Genomic DNA, 20,976 nt, shown 5'->3' with positions numbered 1-20,976 from the left:
GGGCTGGGTACAGTGGGACGCATGGCTAATCCCGAGGAACTGCGAAAGCAGGACAAGAAGCTGCCGAAGCAGCGGCGCCGCTACCCGGAGTCCCTCGTGACGAAATCCCTCTGGGTCATGCTGGCGATCGTCCTCGTCGGCTACCTGATCTCCCTGCTCTAGAGGCGAACGCGGCCCCACCGGTACCAACCGGTGGGGCCGCGCCTGTTGTGATCCCAGGGCTAGGAGCGGGCCGAGGCCTGCCCGACGCGGTGGAGCAGATCCCGGGTCGCGAGGTCGCCGATGAGGACGGCGTCGCCCTCGGCGTCGGCCAGCGGGATGCACCAGTTCGGGTACTGCGCGGAGTTGGTGCCCGGCTGGTTCTGGGTGCGCGTCTCGCCGACCAGGTCGACGAGGTTGGTCACCATCAGCGCCGCCGGCGTGCCCGCCATGAAGCGGTGCAGACCGACGATGAGGTCCTCGACGCTGCCGCGCTGATCGCGGGCCGCCCGGTGGAAGTCCACGTCTGCGGAGCCGGTGCCCGCGAAGGCTCCGGCCGCCTGGGCGGTGGCGAGCACGCGGCCCTGCCAGTGCAGGTCGTCGGCGTCCTCCTTGTCGGCGTCGGTCTCCAGCAGGCCCAGGCGCTCGCGCAGGTGGATGTGTTCGGCCTGGAGGTAGCCGGCGGTGGGCGGCAGGTCGTGCGTGCCGACGCTGGCCAGCGCCAGCGTGCGGTAGTCCCCCTGGGCCAGCGGCTCGCCGCCCTGACCGGACTCGAACCACAGCACCGAGGTGCCCATCACGCCGCGGGCGGCGAGGACGTCCCGGACCCAGGGCTCGACGGTGCCCAGGTCCTCGCCGATGACGACGGCGCCGGCCCGCTCCGCCTCGAGGGTGAGGACGCCGAGCATCGCCTCGAAGTCGTAGTTGACGTAGGCGCCGGTGGAGGGGTGCTCCATGCGCGGCATCCAGAACAGCCGGAACAGGCCGATGACGTGGTCGACGCGGATGCCGCCGGAGTGGCGCAGCACCGTCTGCAGCATCGCGCGCCACGGCTCGTACTCCGCGCCCGGCAGGGCCGCCGGGTTCCACGGCGGCTGGGACCAGTCCTGGCCCTGCTGGTTGAAGGGGTCCGGCGGCGCGCCGACCGAGGCGTCCGGAGCGAGCCACGGCCGGAGGGTCTCGGCGTCGGCGCCGCCCGGGTGCACGCCCACGGCCAGGTCGGTCATGATGCCGATGGCCATGCCCGCGTCGAGTGCGCGGCGCTGGGCGGCGGCGAGCTGCTCGTCGCAGAGGAACTGCAGCCACATGTAGAAGCCGGCCAGTTCGGTGATCTCCGGGGCGATGGCGTGGCGGCGCTCCGCCCACTGCTGGTCCAGTTCACGCTGCGCGCACCAGCGGGCGAAGTCGACCAGGCCCGGGCCCTCGGTGGCGACGTAGTCCTCGAAGGCGCGCTGCCGTTGCGGGCTGCGGTCGAGCTCATGGAGGACGTGGAGGGTGTCCAGCTTGAGTTGGTAGATCGGGTTGCGCTCGATGGGCTCGGCGGAGGTGTTGCCGGCGCGCAGCACGTCCGCGGCGGCCTGGATCTCGGCCCGGGTCTCGGCGTCGAGCTGTCCGTACTCCGGAATGTCCTCGATGCGCAGGTAGATCGGGTTGGTGAAACGACGGGTGGTCGGCAGGTAGGGGCTGTCCTCGACCGGCGGCAGCGGTTCGGCGGCGTGCAGCGGGTTGATCTGGAGGAAATCGGCGCCGATCTCCTCGGCCAGGACCTCGGCGAGGTGGCCCAGGTCGTGGAAGTCGCCGATGCCCCAGGATTCCGCCGAGCGCGCGGAGTAGAGCTGGGCCATCACGCCGAAGCGCTTGTCCTCGACGAAACGGTCGGTCGTCGCCAAGCGGGCCGGCGAGACGATCAGGCGGGCCTCGTGGGTGCGCTCGCCGGAGGTCAGCCGGAGGCGGTGGTAGCCGGTCGGCAGATCGGCCGGGAGGCGGAAGGTGGCCTCGCCCCAGGTGACCTCCCCGACGGCGACCGGTTCGCTCCAATTCTCCTCCTGGGCGACCTCGCGGGTCCCGCCGTCCTCCAGCTCGACGTCGACCCGGGCCGGGGCACCGTGGTGCACGTGCACGTTGAAGATCTTCGGATCGCCTTCCACGACGGCGATGGTCTCCGGCAGGGGGAGCGAGGCCTGTGCGGCGCGGTGGGCGGCCGCGGCGGCGGCGACCTCCTCCCCGGTGGGCGTCTCCGAGTCCCCGAGGTCCACGCCCATCGCCCGCAGCAACTTCACCAGCGTGTCGGTGCTGGCGACGACCTGCTGGCCAGAGATGGAGGTGTACTGGGGCGCGATCCCGTAGGAAGTTGCCAGTTCCTTCAACGCTTCTTCATAAGTCACGGGTCCAATAGTGCCAAACAACCAGAATTAATGCGCCCGGAACGCGTGGGTGTGTCCTCCACCCCCCATCATTGGGTAGCGTTGAAAGCCACCCAGCGCCACCCCTTTTTCGACCACTCTTCGACAGCCACAGGAGGACCTCGTGAGCGAGACCAGTGACAACACGGCCCGGGAGTTCCACACCCCCGCAGGCTTCGAACTGCGCGAGGACGAGAACTGCCTCTCCGCGCTGCTGGCCGGGGCCAAGGCGCACCCGCACGTGCTGCTGTTCAACCGCCCCGCCAACTACGAGTGGGTCAACGTCACCGCCCGGGAGTTCGCCGCCGAGGTCTACGAGGTGGCCAAGGGGCTGGTGGCCATGGGCGTGCAGCCGGGCGATCGCGTGGCCCTGCTCTCGGCCACCCGCTACGAGTGGTCCCTGCTGGATTTCGCCATCTGGGCCGCCGGCGCCGCCTCCGTGCCGATCTACCCCTCCTCCTCCCACGACCAGATCCAGTGGATCATCGAGGACTCGGGCGCGGTCCTGGCGATCGCCGAGACCCGGGAGAACACCGCCTCGCTGGAGCACCTGCTGCTGCAGGAGGACGGGACCCCGAAGCTGGCGGATTCCCCGACCCAGCTGCGCCGCATCCTCGAGATCAACACCGGCGGCGTCGAGACCCTGAAGTTCGAGGGCCGTTCCGTCGACGACGCCGAGATCGATGAGCGCGTCGCCGGCATCCGCCACGAGGACCTGGCCAGCCTGGTCTACACCTCCGGCACCACCGGCAAGCCCAAGGGCTGCTTCATCAGCCACTACAACTGGATCTTCCAGGTCCGGGCCATCCTGACCGCCGAGATCGGCCAGATCGCCGGCCACGGCACCCGCATCGTCATGTACCTGCCGATGGCGCACGTGCTGGCCCGCGCCGTGTCGCTGGCGATGACCGTGGCCGGCTCCACCCAGTCGCACTGGTCGGACACCTCCACCCTGACCATGGCCCTGCAGCGGATGCGCCCGGACCTGGTCCTGGGCGTGCCGCGCGTCTTCGAGAAGGTCCGCAACGGCGCCTACAACAAGGCCGCCGACAAGGGCGGCCTGTCGCTGCAGATCTTCAAGCGGGCCGAGCGCGTCGCCGTCGAGTACTCCCAGGCGCTGGACACCCCGGAGGGGCCGTCGCGTCTGCTGAGCACCCAGCGCAGCCTCTACGACCGGCTGGTCTACTCCAAGATCAGGGACGCCCTCGGCGGCCAGGTGCAGTACGCCATCACCGGCGGCTCGGCCATGTCCGCCGAGCTCTCCCATTTCTTCCGCGGCCTGGGCGTGCCGGTCTACGAGGGCTACGGGTTGACCGAGACCACCGCCGCCGCGGCCGTGGACTTCGAGCCCCAGCGGATCGGCACCGTCGGCAAGCCCCTCAACGGCTACGGGGCCAGGATCAACGAGGACGGCGAGATCCTCCTCACCGGTGGCGGCGTGATCACCCAGTACTGGCACAACCCGGAGGCCACGGCGGAAGCCTTCCACGACGGCTGGTTCAACACCGGTGACCTCGGCGAGATCGCCGAATCCGGCCACATCACCATCACCGGGCGCAAGAAGGACCTCATCGTCACCGCCGGCGGCAAGAACGTCTCCCCGGGACCGATGGAGGAGCTGCTGCGCCAGCACCCGCTGATCTCCCAGGCGCTGCTCGTCGGCGACGGCAAGCCCTTCATCGGGGTGCTGGTGACCCTCGACCCGGACGAGCTGGCCCGCTGGAAGGCCGACCGCAACATCCCGGAGCACACCCGCCTCAAGGACCTGGCGGCCGACTCCCAGCTCCGGGCCGAGGTGCAGGACGCGATCAACGTCGCCAACGCCACCGTCAGCAACGCGGAGGCCATCAAGAAGTTCCGCATCCTCGACCGCGATCTCTCGGAGGAGGAGAACGAGCTGACCCCGACCCTGAAGGTCAAGCGCAACGTCGTCTTCCAGCGCTTCGCCGAGGACATCGACGCGCTCTACGGGGACCGCTAGGGGGGCGGTCCCCGGCGTCTCCCGCGTGTCGTCCAGTTATTTGCCAGCAAGTGTCTTAGAGTCAACGAACAGCAAGCAGGACCCCGGCGTCGGCCGGGGGTCAGTAACGCCGGATTGGGAAGGGGTGGCCCGCTCACCATGCAGAAAATTGCTGCGCAGCTGCGTCACCGGGAACTGACCCAGGAAATCTACAACATCGGTGACGAGGTCGCCGAGTACATCGAGCACATCGCCGAGTCCGTCGCCGACTTCGACGGCGAGCTGGCCGGAGACTGCCTGGCCGAGTTCGACGAGATCGTCGACGACGCCCGCCGCGACGCCCGCCGCATCGTCGGCGAGCTCATCGGCCTGCGCCAGGCGCTGACCTCGGGCGTGCGCGCCGGCATCCTCTCGGCCTCCGCCTCCGACCACGCCCGCCTGCCGGAGCCCGAGCTTCTCGACGCCCACGGCCTCGAGGAGCTCCACCCGACCGGCGCCACGCCGCTGGCCATCTCCCAGCTTCACGACGCCCTCGACGCCCGCACCGAGCTGACCGTCCAGCACCTGAGCGAGCTGGTGGAGTTCACGCTGCAGCAGACCGACCGCGTGGCCCGCAACCTCGACGCCGTGTCCCTGCCGCACATGTACGCGCGGATCGGCACCCTGGTCAGCGAGGTCACGGAGGGCTGGCTGAGCACCGTGGCCGACACCCATCGCGCCTACACGCGCTCCCGCCGCGGCGGGAACCCCCCGGCGTTCCTGGAGGAGCGGGCCCGCGTCGACGCGATCGTCGCGAAGGTCGCCGCCAAGAAGGCCGCGGCCGAGGGCCGCAACTTCGCCTCCTAGTTCGCCTCCTAGTTCGCCTCTTGGTTCGCCTCCTGGGCGGGACTTTCCTCCGCGCCGGTGACCCGCTGGATCTCCGGCCACAGGCGGTTCATGATGTCGTCCCAGGTCAGCACCCCCATCAGCTCGCCCGGCTCGTCGACGACCAGCGCCAGCTGCTCGTTGTGCTCGCGCATGGCGTCGAGAAGCTCCTGGACCTCGGTGCCGGCCTCGAGCATGAGCGGTGTCGTGGCGACCCCGCGGGCCGGGATCTGCGGGGCCAGCGTGACGGTGTCGCGAACGTGGACCACCACCGGCAGCCCGGAGTCCGGGTCGTCGAGCAGGACACGCAGCGACCCCAGGTCGCGGGCGCGGCGCTGGACGTCGGCGACGGTGGCCCCGGACGGCAGCACCTCGACGGGTGAGCCGTACTCGGCGACGGCCTCGCCCACGGGGGTGAGCTTGAGCCTGATCACGCCCTGGATTTCCCGGGCGGAGCCCCGGTCCAGGGTGCCCGTGTCCGCGGAGTGGCCGACCAGGTGGTGCAGCGTCTCCGCGTCGTAGCCCTTCGCCGCCGCCCGGTCGACCGGTTCCTCGCCGGCGGCGCGCACCAGCCGGTTGGCGGTGCTGTTGATCCCCAGCAGCAGCGGCCGGAAGACGGTGACGAACCAGCGGGCCGGCACCGCCACGATCCTCAGCGCGGGCTCGGGGTGGGCGATGGCCCACGACTTCGGCGCCATTTCCCCGATGACCAGGTGCAGGAAGGTCACGACGAACAGCGCCAGCGCGAAGGCGAGGACGTTGGCCAGGGCGCCGACGAACTCGACGGCGCCGAAGAGGTCGAGCAGCAGGTGGTGCACCCACGGCTCGGTGATCGCGCCGAGGGCGAAGGTGGCTGCGGTGATGCCCAGCTGCGCGCCGGCCAGCATGATGGTCAACTCGTTGAGGCCGCGCAGGCCGGCCCGGGCGGAGCGGGAGGTCTCGGCCTGCTCCTCCAGGCGGTGCCGGCGGGCGGAGAGCAGCGAGAACTCGATGACCACGAAGAAGGCGCTCGCGGCGATGATGAGGACGGTCGCGGGCAGGGCGATGTACCAGGTGACCATCAGTTCTCCTCCTCCTGGTGGGTGCGGTTGTCGGAGTGGTCGGGGGCGATGAGCGTCAGTCTGATCTCGCTCGGGACGTTGCGTTCGACCTCGAGAACCTCGGCGCGCAGCTGGCGCTGCGGGAGGTCGTTGACGTCACCGTCGACGTAGTCCTCCGGCAGGGCCTCGAGCGCGACGGTGACGGTCTCGCCCTCGTCGATGAGTCCGCCGGCCTCGTTCATGAGTAGGCCGGCGAGGGTCTCGTACTCGCCGTCGGGCAGGTCGTAGCCGACGGCGCGGATGACCTCGTCGAGCGGGGTGTCACCGTCGGCGAGCCACTCGGCGGCGGCGGTGGCGTGGATTTCCTCGGTGTCGGCCGGCTCGTAGCGGTCGGTGATGTCGCCGAGCACCTCCTCGCCGAGGTCCTCCAGCGTGACGATGCCGACGAAGCCGCCGTACTCGTCGATGACGCAGGCGATCTTGTCGTCGGCGTCGCGGATCTCGTGGACGGCGTCGGGAAGCGCCATCAGCTCGGGCACGATGACCGGCTCCTTCATCACCGCCGACACCGGTGCCGCCGGGTCGAGCGCGGGGTCCAGCACGTCGAGCAGGTGGATGACGCCGACCGGGACGTGGTCCTCGCCGATGACCGGGTAGCGGGTGTGCGACTGGTGCATCAGCTCCCGGGCCCGGGCGACGCTCACCGTCGGCTCGAGCACCGCCACCCGGGAGCGCGGAATCATCGCGTGGTCGACGTCCTGGTCGCGGAAGTCGAGCATGCGGTCCAGGACCAGGTAGGTGTTCTCGTCGATGTCGCCCGAGTCGTGGCTGGACTCGATGACGCGGCTGAGGTCGTCGCGGTCGGTGGAGGAGTCGACGTCCTCGACCGGCTCGATGCCGAAGGCCTTGAGCAGGGTGTTGGAGGCCCAGTCGAAGAAGGCGATCAGCCAGCCGGTCAACTTCAGATAGATCAGCGTCGGCCGGGCCAGCGCCAGCGCCGACGTCATCGGGGCGGCGAGCGTGTAGTTCTTGGGGAAGAGCTCGCCGAAGAGCATCTGCACGAGCGTGGTGACCGCCAGCGCCACCACGGTGCCGACCCCCACACTCACCGAGCGCGGAACGTCGAAGCCCGCGAAGACGTCGCCGAGCGCCTCGCCGATGAGCGGGCCGGTGATGAAACCGATGAGCAGGCCCGAGACGGTGATGCCCAGCTGCGCGCCCGAGAGCATGAAGGACGTGCGGTTGGTCACCTTCAACGCCATGTCCGCACGTTTGTCACCGGCCCGCGCCGCGGCGCGCAGCTCGTTGCGGTCCACGGACATGTACGCGAACTCCTGCGCCACATGGAAACCGTTCCACGCGATGATCAGCCCGATCACCGCGACGCCGAGCAAGAGCGTCAGGATTGCCTCCAGCATGTGCCACCCCCTTCCGGCCGATCGGCGGGTCGGGGGCTGCAACTTCGGTCGGGCACGGTCGTGCGATCCTCTCGTTCGGGTTCAATGCAGACAAACTTAGCGGATAGGGTGTAGTCCATGCTCGGCGTCTACATACATGTGCCCTTCTGCGCGACCCGCTGCGGGTACTGCGACTTCAACACCTACACCCCGGGCGAACTCGGCTCCGCCGCCTCGACCGACGCCTACCTTGACGCGCTCGCCCGCGAACTGGAGCTCGCCGCCGCCCAGGCGCCCGGCCCGGCCGGCACCGTCTTCGTCGGCGGCGGCACGCCCTCGCTGCTGGGCGCCGCGGGCCTGACCCGCGTCCTCGACTCCGTCCGGGGCTCCTTCGGGCTCGCCGACGGCGCCGAGATCACCACCGAATCCAACCCCGAGTCCGTCTCCCCGGCCTTCTTCGACGGGCTTCTCGACGCGGGCTACAACCGCATCTCCCTGGGGATGCAGTCGGCGTCGTCAAGCGTGCTTCGGGTCCTGGACCGCACCCACACCCCGGGTCGCGCGGTCGCCGCCGCTCGGGAAGCCATCGACGCCGGCTTCAGCCACGTCAACCTGGACATGATCTACGGCACCCCGACCGAGACCGACGACGACGTGCGCCAGACGCTGGACGCGGTGCTGTCGACGGGCGTCGACCACGTCTCCGCCTACTCGCTCATCGTCGAGGACGGCACCGCCATGGCCCGCAAGGTCCGCCGCGGTGAACTGCCCCAGCCCGACGAGGACGTCTACGCCGACCGCTACGGACTCATCTCCGACACCCTCGAGGACGCCGGCTTCCACTGGTACGAGGTGTCCAACTGGGCCCGGGAAGGCGGCGAATGCCAGCACAACCTCACCTACTGGCGCAACGGCCAGTGGTGGGGCGCCGGCCCGGGCGCACACTCACGCATCGGCACCCGGCGCTTCTACAACGTCAAGCACCCGGCGCGCTACTACGCCTCGCTCGATGAAGGCGTCCTGCCGATCGCCGACACCGAGAACCTGACCCCGGCCGACATCCACACCGAGGACCTCATGCTCGCCCTGCGCCTGGCCGAGGGAGTGCCCGCCTCCCGCATCAACCAGGCCGGGCGGGCCGTGGTGGATTCTTTCGTGGCCAAGGGGATGATGACCCGCGTCGGCGACCGCGTCGCCGTCACCCGCGAAGGCCGCTACCTCGTCGACGGCATGATCGCCGACATCCTCGTGGCCGAGGAGGGCTAAGCTCGCATGCATGTCGGGGGACATTCTCACCACGGGTGAACTGCGGGCGCGGGGGCTGGGCTCGTCCCAGGTCAGCCGCGAGGTGCGGCAGGGGAAGCTGTTTCGCGTGATGCGCGGGGTCTACACCACCTCGCCGCCTACGGGGCGGACGTTGCTGGCGGCGGTCTGCGACGGCAAGCCGGAGGCGGCGCTGACCGGGCTGACCGCGTATGAGGTCTACCTCAAGCTGCGGAAGGTCACGCGTCCGGTCCAGGCCATCGTCCCCCGCGGCGTGAGCGCCCCGGAGCCCAGCGACCTCGTGGAGTTCCGGAGCGCGCGCCGGGTCCCTTTCCGCGAGGTAGACGGACTACGGGTCGTCACGCCTGTCCGGGCGGCGATGTATTTGCCCGACCCCGCCCGGGCCGCGCACTTGCTCGGTCGCCAGTACGCGGGCAAGGACGGCGCCGCCCGCCTGGAGGAGGACATCGCCGCCGCGGGCAAGCCCAACACCATGCTTGTCGACGCCCTGCGCACCGCACCCATCGGCGGCGACAGCCAGCTGGAGCGCACCCTGTTCCAGGCCGTCCGGCACCGCGGCCTGAAAGTCGAGCAGAACGTCCTGTTCAACGGGTACCGCTACGACGGCAGGGTGGAAGGGTCGGTGCTGGTGGAGGCCGACGGCTACGGCTACCACTCGGCGTACACGGCCGGCACGCCCGAAACGTGGGAGACCTTCATCCGGGACCGGCACAAATCCAACGTCGCCCAACGGATGGGGTATCTGGTGCTGCGCTACTCGGACTCGGACATCGATCACCACCTGGAGTTCTGCGTCGACCAGATCGAGGCGGCGGTGCGGGAGAGCCGGCACCGGCTTCGTGACGTCCCGTTGCTGGAGCGGGAGTCGAACCCGGTGTGGACCTGGCACCAGGACGTCATCCGGACCCGGGCGAAATTTGCGGAGGAGGAGCGCCGTCGCTGGCGGTGATGTGGGCACAACCATTGCCACTGACCCCGTTTTCCGGCCGAATCCGGGGTCAGTGGCAATGGTTATGCCCAAACGCCCCGCCTCACCAGCGGTATTGCCCAATCGTCTCGGAGGGTTAAACTGAGAAGTTAGCAATCGAGGAAGGAGAGTGCCAAGTGGCGGGAACCACCGATAAACGCCGGGCGGATGTGTTGCGTGCGATCATCGCGGATTACATCGCGGAACAGGAGCCGGTTGGTTCCAAGGCTCTTCTGGAGCGGCACAAGCTCAACGTCTCCTCGGCGACCATCCGTAACGACATGGCGGTGCTGGAGTCGGAGGGCTTCATCACCCAGGAGCATGCGTCGTCGGGCAGGGTTCCGACGGAGAAGGGCTACCGCGCGTTCGTCGACACGTTGCACGAGGTCAAGCCGCTGTCCTCCCCGGAGCGGCGGGCGATCGTGTCCTTCCTGGAGGGCGGCGTCGATCTCGAGGATGTCCTCCGGCGGTCGGTGCAGCTGCTGGCCCAGCTCACCCATCAGGCGGCGGTGATTCAGGTGCCGACACTGAAGACGAGCAGGGTCAGGCACTGCGAGGTCGTCGCGCTCAGTCCGATTCGGTTGCTGCTGGTGCTCATCACCGACAACGGCCGGGTGGATCAGCGAAACGTGGAGCTCGACGACGTCATCGAGCCGGGCCAGGTGCAGCGGCTCAAGGAGATGCTGAACAATGCGCTGGCGCACAAGACGATGGCGCAGGCGTCGACATGCCTGGCGGAACTGGCGCTGAGCTCGCCCCCGGACATGGCCCATCATGTGCTCAAGGCGGCGACGACGTTGATCGAGACGCTGGTGGAGCAGCCCAGCGACCGGCTGATCATGGCCGGGGCGTCGAACCTGACCAGGCTGGCCCGGGATTTCCCGGCCGGGCTGGCGGAGGTCATCGACGCGCTGGAGGAGCAGGTCGTGGTGCTCAAGCTCATGGCCGACCTGCCGGAGCTCGGCAACGTCAGCGTGCTCATCGGTGAGGAGAACGAGGACGCGCAGCTGCACTCCACCTCGGTGGTGACCACGGCCTACGGTAGCCTCGACGACGGGCCGCTGGGCGGGCTGGGCGTGGTCGGGCCCACATACATGGACTATTCGGGAACAATCTCGAAGGTCTCGGCCGTTGCCAGATATGTCGGCCGAATTCTGGGCAGTGAATAAAACTAATTAGTAAGGAATCCAACGACAGTGGCTCGTGACTATTACGGCATCCTCGGTGTCGACAAGAACGCGACGGACGCGGAGATCAAGAAGGCGTACCGCAAGCTGGCTCGCAAGTACCATCCGGACGTCAATGACACGGAGGAGGGCGCCGAGATGTTCAAGAAGCTCTCCACCGCCTACGAGGTGCTCAACGACCCGGAGAAGCGCCGCATCGTCGACATGGGCGGCGATCCGCTGGAGAACGGCGGCGGGCAGCCCGGCGCCGGCGGCTACGGCGGCGGTTTCGGCGACATCTTCGAGGCGTTCTTCGGTGGCGGCGGCGGAACGCGGCGCGGCCCGCGCTCACGCGTCCAGCCGGGCAACGACGCCCTGCTGCGCACGGAGATCACGCTGGAGGAGGCCTACGCCGGCGTGCGCAAGGACATCACAGTCGACACGGCCGTCCTGTGCGACCACTGCACCGGCACCGGTTCGGAGTCCAAGGCCAAGCCGGTGACCTGCCCGACCTGCCAGGGCGCGGGTGAGATCCAGGAGGTGCAGCGCTCCTTCCTGGGCAACGTCATGACCACCCGTCCGTGCCACCAGTGCCAGGGCTACGGCGAGATCATCGAGGATCCGTGCCGCAAGTGCGACGGCGAGGGCCGCATCCGCAAGCGCCGCGACCTGACCGTCACCGTCCCGGCCGGCATCGCCGACGGTATGCGCATCCGCATGGCGGGTCAGGGCGAGGTCGGCCACGGCGGCGGCCCCGCCGGTGACCTGTACGTCGAGACCCGCCTCAAGCCGCACGCCACCTACCTGCGCGACGGCGACAACCTGCACGTCAACGTCAAGGTCCCCATGGTCGACGCCGCCTTGGGCACCTCCCTGAGCATGACGGATCTGGCGGGCGAGACCATCACCCTCGACGTGCCGCAGGGCGTGCAGCCGGCCGAGGAGATCGTTCTGAACGGCGAGGGCATGCCGCGCCTGCGTTCTGAGGGCCACGGCGACCTCATCGCCCACATCAATGTCACCGTCCCCGAGGATCTGAACAAGCGCGAGCGTGAGCTGCTGGAGGAGCTGCGCGGTCTGCGCGGCGAGAACTCCTCCGTCGACGAGGAGGACGAGGGCGGGTTCTTCTCCCGGCTGCGGGGCAAGTTCGCGCGATGAGCCTCCCGGTCTTCCTGACGGATTCGCTCGAGGGCGACATGCTCACCCTGACCGGGCCCGAGGGCCGGCACGCGGTGACGGTCAAGCGCATCCAGCCCGGTGAGCACGTGCTGCTTGCCGACGGCACGGGCCTCGCCGCCGAGGTCGAGGTCACCGACGTCAGTGGCCGGGACACCCTGGTCGGCAGGGTGGTCGCCCGGCAGGAGGCCCGGACCGCGCGCCCGCGCGTGGTCGTGGTGCAGGCGCTGCCGAAGTCGGAGCGTTCCGAGCTGGCGGTGGATCTGGCCACCCAGGCCGGCGCCGATGAGATCATTCCGTGGCAGGCCAACCGCTGTGAGGCGAAGTGGGTGGGGGGCAAGGTCGACAAGCATGTCGCCAAGTGGGCGTCGGCGGCGGCGTCGGCGGCCAAGCAGTCGCGGCGCTTCACCGTGCCGAGGATTCACCAGCCGATGACGACCCGCGAACTCAGCCGGTACCTGGAGGGGAAGACCGCCTACATCCTCCACGAGGACGCGCAGCTGAGCGTGCGCGAGATCGACCTCGACGCCGAGGAGATCTACCTCCTGGTCGGGCCGGAGGGCGGGATCGGCGCCGACGAGCTGGCGACTCTCGGCGTGGCGTCGATAAGCCTCGGGCCCGAGGTCTATCGCACGGCGAGCGCGGCGATGGTGGCACTCTCGGCCATCGGCGCACTCCGGCGCTGGTAAGTTGGGTGTCATCACCGGCAGAAAGGCATACGTGAGCGATCTAGTCAGCCACAAGGTCGAGTTGGACTCGGCCTATGCGAACAGCGTCCTCGGGGTCAACGACGATCACCTGCGCGTGCTCAACAACCTCATCGACGCGGACCTCTTCGCGCGCGGGCACGTGGTGACCATCACCGGCCCGGGCTACGAGGTCCGCCGCGCCGCGAGCGTGCTGGGCGAGCTCGAGGCGATGGCCCGGCGCGGCCACGCCATCTCCTCCGACGCGGTCAAGCGCGCCCTCGACATCGTCACGGTCGACGCGCCGCAGTCGGTCGGCGAGATTCTCGGCGCGGACATCGTGGCGCGGCGTGGCAAGGTGGTGCGGCCCAAGACCGCCGGCCAGAAGCGCTACGTCGACGCCATCGACGAGAACACGGTCGTCTTCGGCATCGGCCCGGCCGGCTCCGGCAAGACCTACCTGGCGGTGGCCAAGGCGGTGCAGGCGCTGCAGTCCAAGCAGGTCTCGCGCATCATCCTCACCCGCCCGGCGGTGGAGGCGGGGGAGAAGCTCGGCTTCCTGCCCGGCACCCTCTCCGACAAGATCGACCCCTACCTGCGCCCGCTCTACGACGCGCTGCGTGACATGCTCGATCCGGAGATGATCCCCAAGCTCATCGAGGCCGGGGTCATCGAGGTCGCGCCGCTGGCCTACATGCGCGGGCGCACGCTCAACGACGCCTTCGTCATCCTCGACGAGGCCCAGAACACCACCCCGGAACAGATGAAGATGTTCCTCACCCGCCTCGGCTTCGGGGCCAAGATGGTCGTCACCGGCGACGCCACCCAGGTGGACCTGCCGCGCGGCACGAAGTCCGGGCTGCGGGTGGTCCGCGAGATCCTCGACGGGGTGGAGGACATCCACTTCTCCGACCTCTACTCCGGCGACGTCGTCCGCCACCAGCTGGTCGGGCGCATCGTCTCCGCCTACGACACCTACGACGACGAGCTGGCCAAGAAGCGCGCCAAGCGGAAGGAAGAGCAGTGAGCATCGAGGTCATCAACGAGTCCGGTTACGACGGCGTCAACGAGGAAATGCTAATCGATGCCTGCTCCTACGCCCTCGGTCAGATGGACGTCCACCCCGACGCCGAGGTGACCATCACCTGCGTCGACGAGGACACCATCGCCGACCTGCACGTGCGCTGGATGGACCTCGAGGGGCCCACCGACGTCATGAGCTTCCCCATGGACGAGCTGACCCCCGGCACCGGCGGGCGACCCGACGGGCCGGGCGTCGGCCCCTCGATGCTCGGCGACGTCGTGCTCTGCCCCTCCTTCGCCGAGCGCCAGGCCACCGCAGCCGGCCACGGCCTGGGCCACGAGCTGGCGCTGCTGACCATCCACGGCACGCTGCACCTGCTCGGCTACGACCACGCCACCCCGGCGGAGGAGAAGGAGATGTTCGCCCTCCAGAACGAGCTGCTCGCCGACTGGTACGACGACCTCAACCGCCGCGACGTCCACTACCAGCCGAAGCCGAGCGGCCCGGGCGCCTTCCCGACCGCCGCCGACCGCGCCCAGCTCGACGAGATCGTGCCCGGCGGCGGCATCCCCGCTATCGGTGAACCGGTCGAGGGCGCCGAGTAATGGAGATCGCCTTACCCGCGGTCGTCGCGGTCGTCGCCCTGCTGTTCTCCGGGTTGATCGGCACCGTCGAGGCGGCCGTCACCTCGATCTCGCGCGCGCGGGTGGAGGACATGGTCAAGGACGAGGTCTCCGGCGCGCCCGCCCTGCTGCGGGTGCTCGACCGCCGCGCCGACCACATCAACCTCCTGGTGCTGCTCAAGACGCTTCTCGACGCCACCGCCGCCGTCTTCGCCGCCCTGGCCGCCCAGAAGCTCATCGCCGCCGACGCCTGGGCCATCACCGCCGCCATCGTCGCCGTCGCCCTGCTCTCCTTCGCCGTGGTCGGGGTCTTCTCCCGCACGGTGGGGCGCCAGAACCCCTACTCGGTGTCACTGAACTCGGCCCGGGTGCTGTCGGTGCTGCGCACCCTGCTCGGCCCGATCGCCACGCTGCTCATCCGCGTCGGCAACGTCATCGCGCCCGGCCACGGCTTCCGGGAGGGGCCCTACGCCACCGAGGTGGAGCTGCGCGAGATGGTCGACATCGCCCAGGAGCGCGGCATCGTCGAGGTCGAGGAGCGGCGCATGATCCAGAACATCTTCGACCTGGCCACCACCACGGCGCGCAGCGTCATGGTCCCGCGCCCGGAGATGATCTGGATCGAGGCCGACAAGAACGCCGGCCAGGCCACCAACCTGCTCATCCGCTCCGGCCACTCCCGCATGCCCGTCATCGGCGAGAACGTCGACGACGTCCTGGGTGTGGTCTTCCTCAAGGATCTCGTCGCCCGGACCTACCACCGCACCGACGGGGGCGGGGGCGTGCGCGTCGGGGAGGTCCTGCGCCCGGCGACCTTCGTGCCGGACACCAAGAACCTCGATGAGCTGCTCCACGAGATGCAGCGCGACAACTCCCACATGGCGATGCTCGTCGACGAGTACGGCGGCATCGCCGGGCTGGTCACCATGGAGGACATCCTCGAGGAGATCGTCGGCGAGATCACCGACGAATACGACGACAAGGAGGTCGCCCCCGTCGAGAAGCTGGCCGGGCGCAGCTACCGCGTCGTCTCCCGGCTCTCCCTGGAGGATCTCTCCGAGCGCATCGAGGAGGACCTGGACCTGGAGGTCGAGTACTCCGACGAGGTCCGGGACCAGGTCGACACCGTCGCCGGCCTGCTGGCCTACGAACTGGGCCGGGTCCCGTTGCCGGGTTCCTCCGTCGAGGTCGCCGGCCTGCGCCTGACCGCCGAGGGCGGCCGCGATCGGCGGGGCCGGATGAAGGTGCGCAGCGTCGTCGTCGACGTGCTGGCCGACTCGGCGGCGGCCGATGACGCGGATCGCGTCCAGGCCGCCGGGGACCGGGGCGGCGGGGACCGGGGCGGCGGGGAAGAATAGCGGGGCTGATTGACGTCCCGGGCCCGGGTGGGTGCACAATTGGGGCCCATGAACATTCTCTCCATCCAGTCCGCCGTCGCCTACGGCCACGTCGGCAACTCCGCGGCCGTGTTCCCCCTGCAGCGCCTGGGGCACGAGGTCTGGCCGGTGTACACGGTCAACTACTCCAACCACACCGGGTACGGCTCCTGGAAGGGTCCGATCATCTCCGCCGAGGACGTGCGGGCGGTCATCGAGGGCATCGGCGAGCGCGGCCAGTTCGGCGAGATCGACGCGATCATCTCCGGCTACCAGGGCGGCCCCGACATCGCCGGCGTCATCGTCGAGGCCGTCGAGGCGGTGAAGAAGGAGAACCCGAACGCGCTGTACTCCTGCGACCCGGTCATGGGCAACGAGAAGTCCGGCTGCTTCGTCTCCGAGGAGATCCCGCCGCTGCTGCGCGACACGGTCGTCCCGCACGCCGACATCATCACCCCCAATCAGTTCGAGCTGGGATTCCTCACCGGCGTGGAGGCCACCGACCTGGACTCCACCCTCGCGGCGGTCGAGGCGGCGCGGGCGATGGGTCCGAACACCGTGCTGGTCACCAGCGTCCTGCGCCCAGAGCGCAAGGAGGGCACCATCGAGATGATCGTCGTCGACGACAAGGGTCGGTGGATCGTCGAGACCCCGATGCTGCCCTTCAAGATCAACGGCTCCGGGGACGTCACCTCCGCGCTCTTCGCCGGTCACTACGTCTCCTCCCGCGACGGCGCGGCCGCGCTCGCGGCCACCGCCTCGAGCGTCTATGACCTGCTGGAGACCACCTACCAGGCGGACTCCCGGGAGCTGAAGCTCATCGACGCCCAGGACTACTACGCGCACCCGCGCCTGCAGTTCACGGTGCGCGAGATCTAGGTTCCGGGCACAACCACTGCCACTGGGCCGGTTTTTCGTCGAAAAGCAGGCCCAGTGGCAATGGTTGTGCCCACATCGGGGTCGAAATCGGCGTTCGGTGAACGCGGTCGCTGCTGCTACCCTGAACGGGAGAAACGACCTCGAACACTAGGAGAGCAGTGACCAGCTTCACGGACACCCCGGAGGGCTTCCGCTCCGGTTTCGTCAGCTTCGTCGGCCGCCCGAACACGGGCAAATCGACGCTGACGAACGCGCTCGTCGGGCAGAAGATCGCCATCACCGCCGACCAGCCGGAAACGACCCGCCACGCCATCCGTGGACTGATCCACCGCGAGGACGCGCAGATCATCGTCGTGGACACACCGGGTCTGCACAAGCCGCGCACGCTGCTGGGCGAGCGCCTCAACGAGACGGTGAAGGACACCTACGCCGACGTCGACGTCATCGGCCTGACCATCCCGGCCGACGAGAAGATCGGCCCGGGCGACCGGTGGATCCTGGACAACGTCCGCGAGATCGCGCCCAGGACACCCGTCATCGGCATCGTCACCAAGACGGACAAGGCCTCCCGGGACCAGGTCGCCGAGCAGCTCATGGCGCTCTACGAGCTCCTCGGCGGGGGCGACGCGACCGTCGTGCCGGTCAGTTCGGTGAAGAACGAGCAGATCGACGTGCTCCTGGACGTCATCGTCGAGAAGCTGCCCGAGGGCCCGAAGTTCTACCCGGACGACCACCTCACCGACGAGGACATGGAGACCCGCATCTCCGAGCTCATCCGCGAGGCGGCCCTCGGCGGTCTGCGGGAGGAGCTGCCGCACTCGGTGGCCGTGCAGGTCGACGAGATGCTCGAGGACGAGGAGCGCGACCGCCTCAACATCTATGCCGTGATCTACCTGGAGCGCTCGAGCCAGCAGCCGATCATCGAGGGCCGGGACGGTCGCCGGCTGGGTTCGATCACCCACCGCGCCCGCAAGGAGATCCTCGAGCTGCTGGGCCGCAACGTGTACCTCGACCTGCGCGTCAAGGTGCTCAAGAACTGGCAGTCGGACCCCAAGCAGCTCGGCCGACTGGGGTTCTAGGGTGGCGGGCCGGCCGTCGTTCCGCGACCGGGCGGTCGTCATCCGCACCTACGACTTCGGCGAGGCCGACCGGGTGGTCGTGCTGCTCACGCGCACCCACGGGCTGGTGCGCGGGGTGGCCAAGGGCGTGCGCCGGGCGAAATCGCGCTTCGGTTCCCGGCTGCAGCCTTTCGTTCACCTCGACGTCAACCTCTACCGGGGGGGCAGCCTCGCCACCATCGCCGAGGCCGACACCGTCGCCTACTACGGCGCGGGCATCATCGAGGAGTACGACCGCTACACCGCCGCGTCGGTGGTCCTGGAGACCGCCGAGCGGCTGGCCTACGTCGCCGCCGAGGGGGATCCCGGCCTGTTCGAGCGGGTGACCGAAGCCCTCGAGCGGATGCAGACCACGACGCATCCGACGCTGGTGCTCGACCAGTTCGCGCTGCAGGCGATGGGCGCCGCGGGCTGGGCCCCGCAGCTCTTCGACTGCGCCCAGTGCGGCAGACGGGGCCCGCACCACGCCTTCCATCCGGCGGTGGGCGGGGCGGCCTGCCACGAGTGTCGGCCGTCGGGAAGCGCGGAGGTGGAGGAGGAGAGCCTGCACCTGATGTGGCTGCTCGCCCACGGCCACGACGACGACGCGCGGGCGATCGCCGAGGCCACCCCGTACCTGGAGAGCGAGGCGCACCGCCTGACGATGGCGCACCTGCAGTGGCACCTCGAGTCGAAGATCACCAGTCTGAAGGTGATGGATCAGCGGTAGGGCACAATGGGTAACCGTGAACATGGACGTTAACCCGAACCCGACCAACCCGGCCGGGCTGAGCACCCCGGACATCCCGGCGGAGTTCATCCCCAGGCACATCGCACTCGTCATGGACGGCAACGGCCGCTGGGCGCAGGAGCGGGGGATGCCGCGCACCGAGGGCCACAAGCGCGGCGAGGCGGTCCTCATGGACGCTGTGGACGCCTGCCTGGCGATGGGCGTGCCCTACCTCTCGGCCTACGCCTTCTCCACGGAGAACTGGCGCCGCACCGCCAGCGAGGTGCGCTTCCTCATGGGCTTCAACCGCGACGTCCTGCGTCGCCAGCGCGACATGCTCCACGAGAAGGGCGTGCGCGTGGTGTGGCTGGGCCGGCGCCCGCGCCTGTGGCGCTCGGTCATCCGCGAGCTCGAGGCCGCCGAGGAGCTGACCAGGAACAACACCACGATGACGCTGGGGCTGTGCATCAACTACGGCGGCCGGGCCGAGCTTGTCGACGCCGCCCGGAAGATCGCCCGGGACGCCGCCGACGGCAAGATCGTGCCCGAGCGGATCAGCGAGGAGCTGCTCGCGCAGTACCTCTACGACCCGGGGATGCCGGACGTCGACCTCTTCCTGCGTCCCTCGGGGGAGAAGCGCACCTCGAATTTCCTCATCTGGCAGTCCGCCTACGCGGAGATGGTCTACCAGGACAAGCTCTTCCCGGACTTCACCCATGAGGACATGTTCGCCGCGATCGAGGAGTACGCCCGTCGTGACCGCCGATTCGGAGGAACCAAATAATGCCACTTGAGCAGGAGCGACCCACCTCCGCGCAGATCAAGCGCTGGCGCCGCTACCTGGCCAACGAGCGTGCCGAGGCCGCCACCTACCGGCGCCTGGCACGAAAGAAGGACGGCCCGGAACGCGAGATCCTCATGAAGATCGCCGACGCGGAGTCGCGCCACGAGCAGTACTGGCGCGAGAAGCTCGGCCCCTACGTCGGGATGCCTCGCCAGCCGGATCTCAACACCCGCTTCCTGGCGTTCATGGCCAAGCACTTCGGCTCGGTCTTCACGCTGGCGCTGATGCAGACGGCCGAGTCGCGCAGCCCCTACATCGACGACGAGGACGCCTCCGAGCAGATCGCCGCCGACGAGCGGATGCACGCCGAGGTCGTCCGGGCGCTGGCCACCCGCGGCCGCGAGCGCATCTCCGGCGGCTTCCGCGCCGCCGTTTTCGGGGCCAACGACGGGCTGGTGTCCAACGTGGCGCTGGTCCTCGGCGTGCTCGGTTCGGGCATGAGCTCGGGCGCCATCCTGCTCACCGGCATCTCCGGCCTGCTGGCCGGCGCGCTGTCCATGGCCGCCGGCGAGTACGTCTCGGTCAAGAGCCAGAGCGAGCTTCTCGACGCCTCCACGCCCGACCACGAGGCCGTCCTCAAGCTCCCGCAGCTGGTGGACGTCAACGCCAATGAACTCGCCCTGGTCTACGAGGCCCGCGGCATGAGCCCGGGGGAGGCCGAGGAGAAGGCGCAGAAGCGCTTCCGCGACATCGAGCTGGGCCGTCAGGCGCTGGCCGAGCAGGAGGCGGCGGAGGCGGCCGCCCGGCAGCGCGAGGAGGACGGCGACGGCGCGTGGGTGGCCGCCGGCTCCTCCTTCGTGTCCTTCGCGGTGGGCGCGTTCATCCCGCTGATCCCCTTCATCGCGGGGCTGGCCGTCCGGCCGGCGGCGATCCTCGCGCTGGTCCTGGTGTCGATCGCGCTGCTGCTCACCGGCAGCATCACCGGCGTCCTCTCCGGCAAGGCGCCGTTCCGGCGCGCCCTGCGCCAGCTGCTCATCGGCCTCGGCGCGGCCGCGGTGACCTACCTGCTGGGCATGCTCTTCGGCGCGGTGGTCGCCTAGGCGGAGGTCCGGTCGCTGGGCCGGTCCCGGCACTCCGGGCAGATGCCGTAGATCTCGGCGTCGTGGGTGCTCAGCTCGAATCCGTACTGGTCGGCGACCTTGCGCGCCCATTCCTCGACCGGGCCGCCGTCGATCTCCTCGGTGCGGCCGCACTCGGTGCACACGAGGTGATGGTGATGGCGGTCGGTCTGGCAGGCGCGGTAGAGGGTCTCCCCGGAGGCCATGTGCAGCACGTCGACCGCGGAGATCTCCGCCAGGGACTGGAGGGTGCGGTAGACGGTGGTCAGGCCGACCTTCTCGTTGCGCTCGCTGAGCTCGTGGTGGATGTCCTTCGCGGAGGCGAAGTTGTCCAGATCCTTCATGAGCTCAACCACCGCGGTGCGCTGGCGGGTATTGCGGGCGCCCAGCCTGGGTGCGGAACTGCTGACGGAAGCCACGGTCA

General features: G+C 69.3%; 20 protein-coding genes. 16 read left to right on the top strand and 4 right to left on the bottom strand.

All coding sequences use genetic code 11. The features are described from left to right. Window positions 1–21: 21 nt before the first annotated feature. A complete protein-coding gene (locus CGUA_RS09995; protein WP_290195261.1) occupies window positions 22–162 on the top strand; it encodes a hypothetical protein in 141 nt (46 codons plus the stop codon). Between the two features lie 59 nt (window positions 163–221). Here the strand turns inward: CGUA_RS09995 and malQ are convergent, their stop codons facing one another. Then, a complete protein-coding gene (gene malQ, locus CGUA_RS09990; protein WP_290195259.1) occupies window positions 222–2,363 on the bottom strand; it encodes a 4-alpha-glucanotransferase in 2,142 nt (713 codons plus the stop codon). Window positions 2,364–2,505: 142 nt separating this feature from the next. On the opposite strand from malQ, the gene CGUA_RS09985 reads away from it, so the two are divergent. Beyond that, window positions 2,506–4,362, top strand: coding sequence for an AMP-dependent synthetase/ligase (locus tag CGUA_RS09985; protein ID WP_290195256.1), 1,857 nt, complete (start codon window positions 2,506–2,508; stop codon window positions 4,360–4,362). A 138-nt stretch (window positions 4,363–4,500) separates the two neighbouring features. Continuing rightward, window positions 4,501–5,187, top strand: a complete 687-nt coding sequence (locus tag CGUA_RS09980) for a hypothetical protein (RefSeq protein ID WP_290195254.1) — start codon at window positions 4,501–4,503, stop codon at window positions 5,185–5,187. Between the two features lie 8 nt (window positions 5,188–5,195). On the opposite strand, the gene CGUA_RS09975 is transcribed toward CGUA_RS09980, so the two are convergent. Together CGUA_RS09975 and CGUA_RS09970 are read right to left on the bottom strand one after the other, a co-directional pair. Next, window positions 5,196–6,266, bottom strand: a complete 1,071-nt coding sequence (locus tag CGUA_RS09975) for a CNNM domain-containing protein (protein WP_290195252.1) — start codon at window positions 6,264–6,266, stop codon at window positions 5,196–5,198. Next, on the bottom strand, window positions 6,266–7,663 hold the full coding sequence (locus CGUA_RS09970; protein WP_290195250.1) for a hemolysin family protein: 1,398 nt from the start codon (window positions 7,661–7,663) through the stop codon (window positions 6,266–6,268). The genes CGUA_RS09975 and CGUA_RS09970 overlap by 1 nt, the downstream gene beginning before the upstream one ends. Window positions 7,664–7,780: 117 nt before the next feature. Here CGUA_RS09970 and hemW point away from each other — a divergent pair, with 117 nt between their 5' ends. The 13 genes from hemW (at window position 7,781) to CGUA_RS09905 (ending at window position 20,534) form a co-directional block, all read left to right on the top strand. Continuing rightward, window positions 7,781–8,908, top strand: a complete 1,128-nt coding sequence (gene hemW, locus CGUA_RS09965) for a radical SAM family heme chaperone HemW (RefSeq protein WP_290195248.1) — start codon at window positions 7,781–7,783, stop codon at window positions 8,906–8,908. A 10-nt stretch (window positions 8,909–8,918) separates the two neighbouring features. Continuing rightward, window positions 8,919–9,875 carry a type IV toxin-antitoxin system AbiEi family antitoxin domain-containing protein gene (locus CGUA_RS09960; protein WP_290195245.1) on the top strand — a complete coding sequence of 319 codons (957 nt, stop codon included), beginning with the start codon at window positions 8,919–8,921 and terminating at the stop codon, window positions 9,873–9,875. A 155-nt stretch (window positions 9,876–10,030) separates the two neighbouring features. After that, window positions 10,031–11,062: a heat-inducible transcriptional repressor HrcA gene (gene hrcA / locus CGUA_RS09955; protein WP_290195244.1), complete on the top strand. Its 1,032-nt coding sequence runs from the start codon at window positions 10,031–10,033 to the stop codon at window positions 11,060–11,062. A 27-nt stretch (window positions 11,063–11,089) separates the two neighbouring features. Further along, on the top strand, window positions 11,090–12,217 hold the full coding sequence (gene dnaJ / locus CGUA_RS09950; RefSeq protein WP_290195242.1) for a molecular chaperone DnaJ: 1,128 nt from the start codon (window positions 11,090–11,092) through the stop codon (window positions 12,215–12,217). Beyond that, a complete protein-coding gene (locus CGUA_RS09945; RefSeq protein ID WP_290195240.1) occupies window positions 12,214–12,924 on the top strand; it encodes a 16S rRNA (uracil(1498)-N(3))-methyltransferase in 711 nt (236 codons plus the stop codon). The genes dnaJ and CGUA_RS09945 overlap by 4 nt, the downstream gene beginning before the upstream one ends. A 31-nt stretch (window positions 12,925–12,955) precedes the next feature. Then, window positions 12,956–13,948, top strand: a complete 993-nt coding sequence (locus CGUA_RS09940) for a PhoH family protein (RefSeq protein WP_290195238.1) — start codon at window positions 12,956–12,958, stop codon at window positions 13,946–13,948. After that, a complete protein-coding gene (ybeY, locus tag CGUA_RS09935) occupies window positions 13,945–14,550 on the top strand; it encodes an rRNA maturation RNase YbeY (RefSeq protein WP_290195236.1) in 606 nt (201 codons plus the stop codon). The genes CGUA_RS09940 and ybeY overlap by 4 nt, the downstream gene beginning before the upstream one ends. Beyond that, window positions 14,550–15,926 carry a hemolysin family protein gene (locus tag CGUA_RS09930; protein ID WP_290195234.1) on the top strand — a complete coding sequence of 459 codons (1,377 nt, stop codon included), beginning with the start codon at window positions 14,550–14,552 and terminating at the stop codon, window positions 15,924–15,926. Before ybeY ends, CGUA_RS09930 begins: the two co-directional genes overlap by 1 nt. Before the next feature lie 48 nt (window positions 15,927–15,974). Next, a complete protein-coding gene (pdxY, locus tag CGUA_RS09925; protein WP_290195232.1) occupies window positions 15,975–16,823 on the top strand; it encodes a pyridoxal kinase PdxY in 849 nt (282 codons plus the stop codon). 158 nt (window positions 16,824–16,981) lie between these two features. Then, the gene (gene era, locus CGUA_RS09920) at window positions 16,982–17,902 is read left to right on the top strand and encodes a GTPase Era (protein WP_290195230.1); all 921 of its coding nucleotides are present in this window, start codon (window positions 16,982–16,984) and stop codon (window positions 17,900–17,902) included. A 1-nt stretch (window position 17,903) separates the two neighbouring features. Then, complete coding sequence (gene recO / locus CGUA_RS09915) at window positions 17,904–18,650, top strand: DNA repair protein RecO (RefSeq protein WP_290195229.1); 747 nt, start codon at window positions 17,904–17,906, stop codon at window positions 18,648–18,650. Between the two features lie 22 nt (window positions 18,651–18,672). Next, on the top strand, window positions 18,673–19,434 hold the full coding sequence (locus CGUA_RS09910; RefSeq protein WP_290198368.1) for an isoprenyl transferase: 762 nt from the start codon (window positions 18,673–18,675) through the stop codon (window positions 19,432–19,434). After that, complete coding sequence (locus CGUA_RS09905) at window positions 19,434–20,534, top strand: VIT1/CCC1 transporter family protein (RefSeq protein ID WP_290195226.1); 1,101 nt, start codon at window positions 19,434–19,436, stop codon at window positions 20,532–20,534. The genes CGUA_RS09910 and CGUA_RS09905 overlap by 1 nt, the downstream gene beginning before the upstream one ends. Here the strand turns inward: CGUA_RS09905 and CGUA_RS09900 are convergent. Next, a complete protein-coding gene (locus tag CGUA_RS09900) occupies window positions 20,531–20,971 on the bottom strand; it encodes a Fur family transcriptional regulator (protein WP_290195224.1) in 441 nt (146 codons plus the stop codon). The two genes, CGUA_RS09905 and CGUA_RS09900, sit on opposite strands and share 4 nt — an antisense overlap. Between the last annotated feature and the right edge of the window lie 5 nt (window positions 20,972–20,976).

It is taken from the genome of Corynebacterium guangdongense (assembly GCF_030408915.1).
GTDB lineage: Bacteria > Actinomycetota > Actinomycetes > Mycobacteriales > Mycobacteriaceae > Corynebacterium > Corynebacterium guangdongense.
The sequence above is the reverse complement of the archived record's forward strand: the minus strand, read 5'-3'. Positions and strand labels throughout refer to the sequence as shown.

Bases quoted from the DNA above. Each gene is read 5' to 3' on its own strand.
- CGUA_RS09995 (WP_290195261.1), top strand. From the start codon at position 22: ATGGCTAATCCCGAGGAACTGCGAAAGCAGGACAAGAAGCTGCCGAAG.
- CGUA_RS09980 (WP_290195254.1), top strand. From the start codon at position 4,501: ATGCAGAAAATTGCTGCGCAGCTGCGTCACCGGGAACTGACCCAGGAA.
- CGUA_RS09975 (WP_290195252.1), bottom strand. From the start codon at position 6,266: ATGGTCACCTGGTACATCGCCCTGCCCGCGACCGTCCTCATCATCGCC.
- CGUA_RS09970 (WP_290195250.1), bottom strand. From the start codon at position 7,663: ATGCTGGAGGCAATCCTGACGCTCTTGCTCGGCGTCGCGGTGATCGGG.
- hemW (WP_290195248.1), top strand. From the start codon at position 7,781: ATGCTCGGCGTCTACATACATGTGCCCTTCTGCGCGACCCGCTGCGGG.
- CGUA_RS09960 (WP_290195245.1), top strand. From the start codon at position 8,919: ATGTCGGGGGACATTCTCACCACGGGTGAACTGCGGGCGCGGGGGCTG.
- CGUA_RS09945 (WP_290195240.1), top strand. From the start codon at position 12,214: ATGAGCCTCCCGGTCTTCCTGACGGATTCGCTCGAGGGCGACATGCTC.
- CGUA_RS09930 (WP_290195234.1), top strand. From the start codon at position 14,550: ATGGAGATCGCCTTACCCGCGGTCGTCGCGGTCGTCGCCCTGCTGTTC.
- pdxY (WP_290195232.1), top strand. From the start codon at position 15,975: ATGAACATTCTCTCCATCCAGTCCGCCGTCGCCTACGGCCACGTCGGC.
- CGUA_RS09910 (WP_290198368.1), top strand. From the start codon at position 18,673: ATGGACGTTAACCCGAACCCGACCAACCCGGCCGGGCTGAGCACCCCG.
- CGUA_RS09905 (WP_290195226.1), top strand. From the start codon at position 19,434: ATGCCACTTGAGCAGGAGCGACCCACCTCCGCGCAGATCAAGCGCTGG.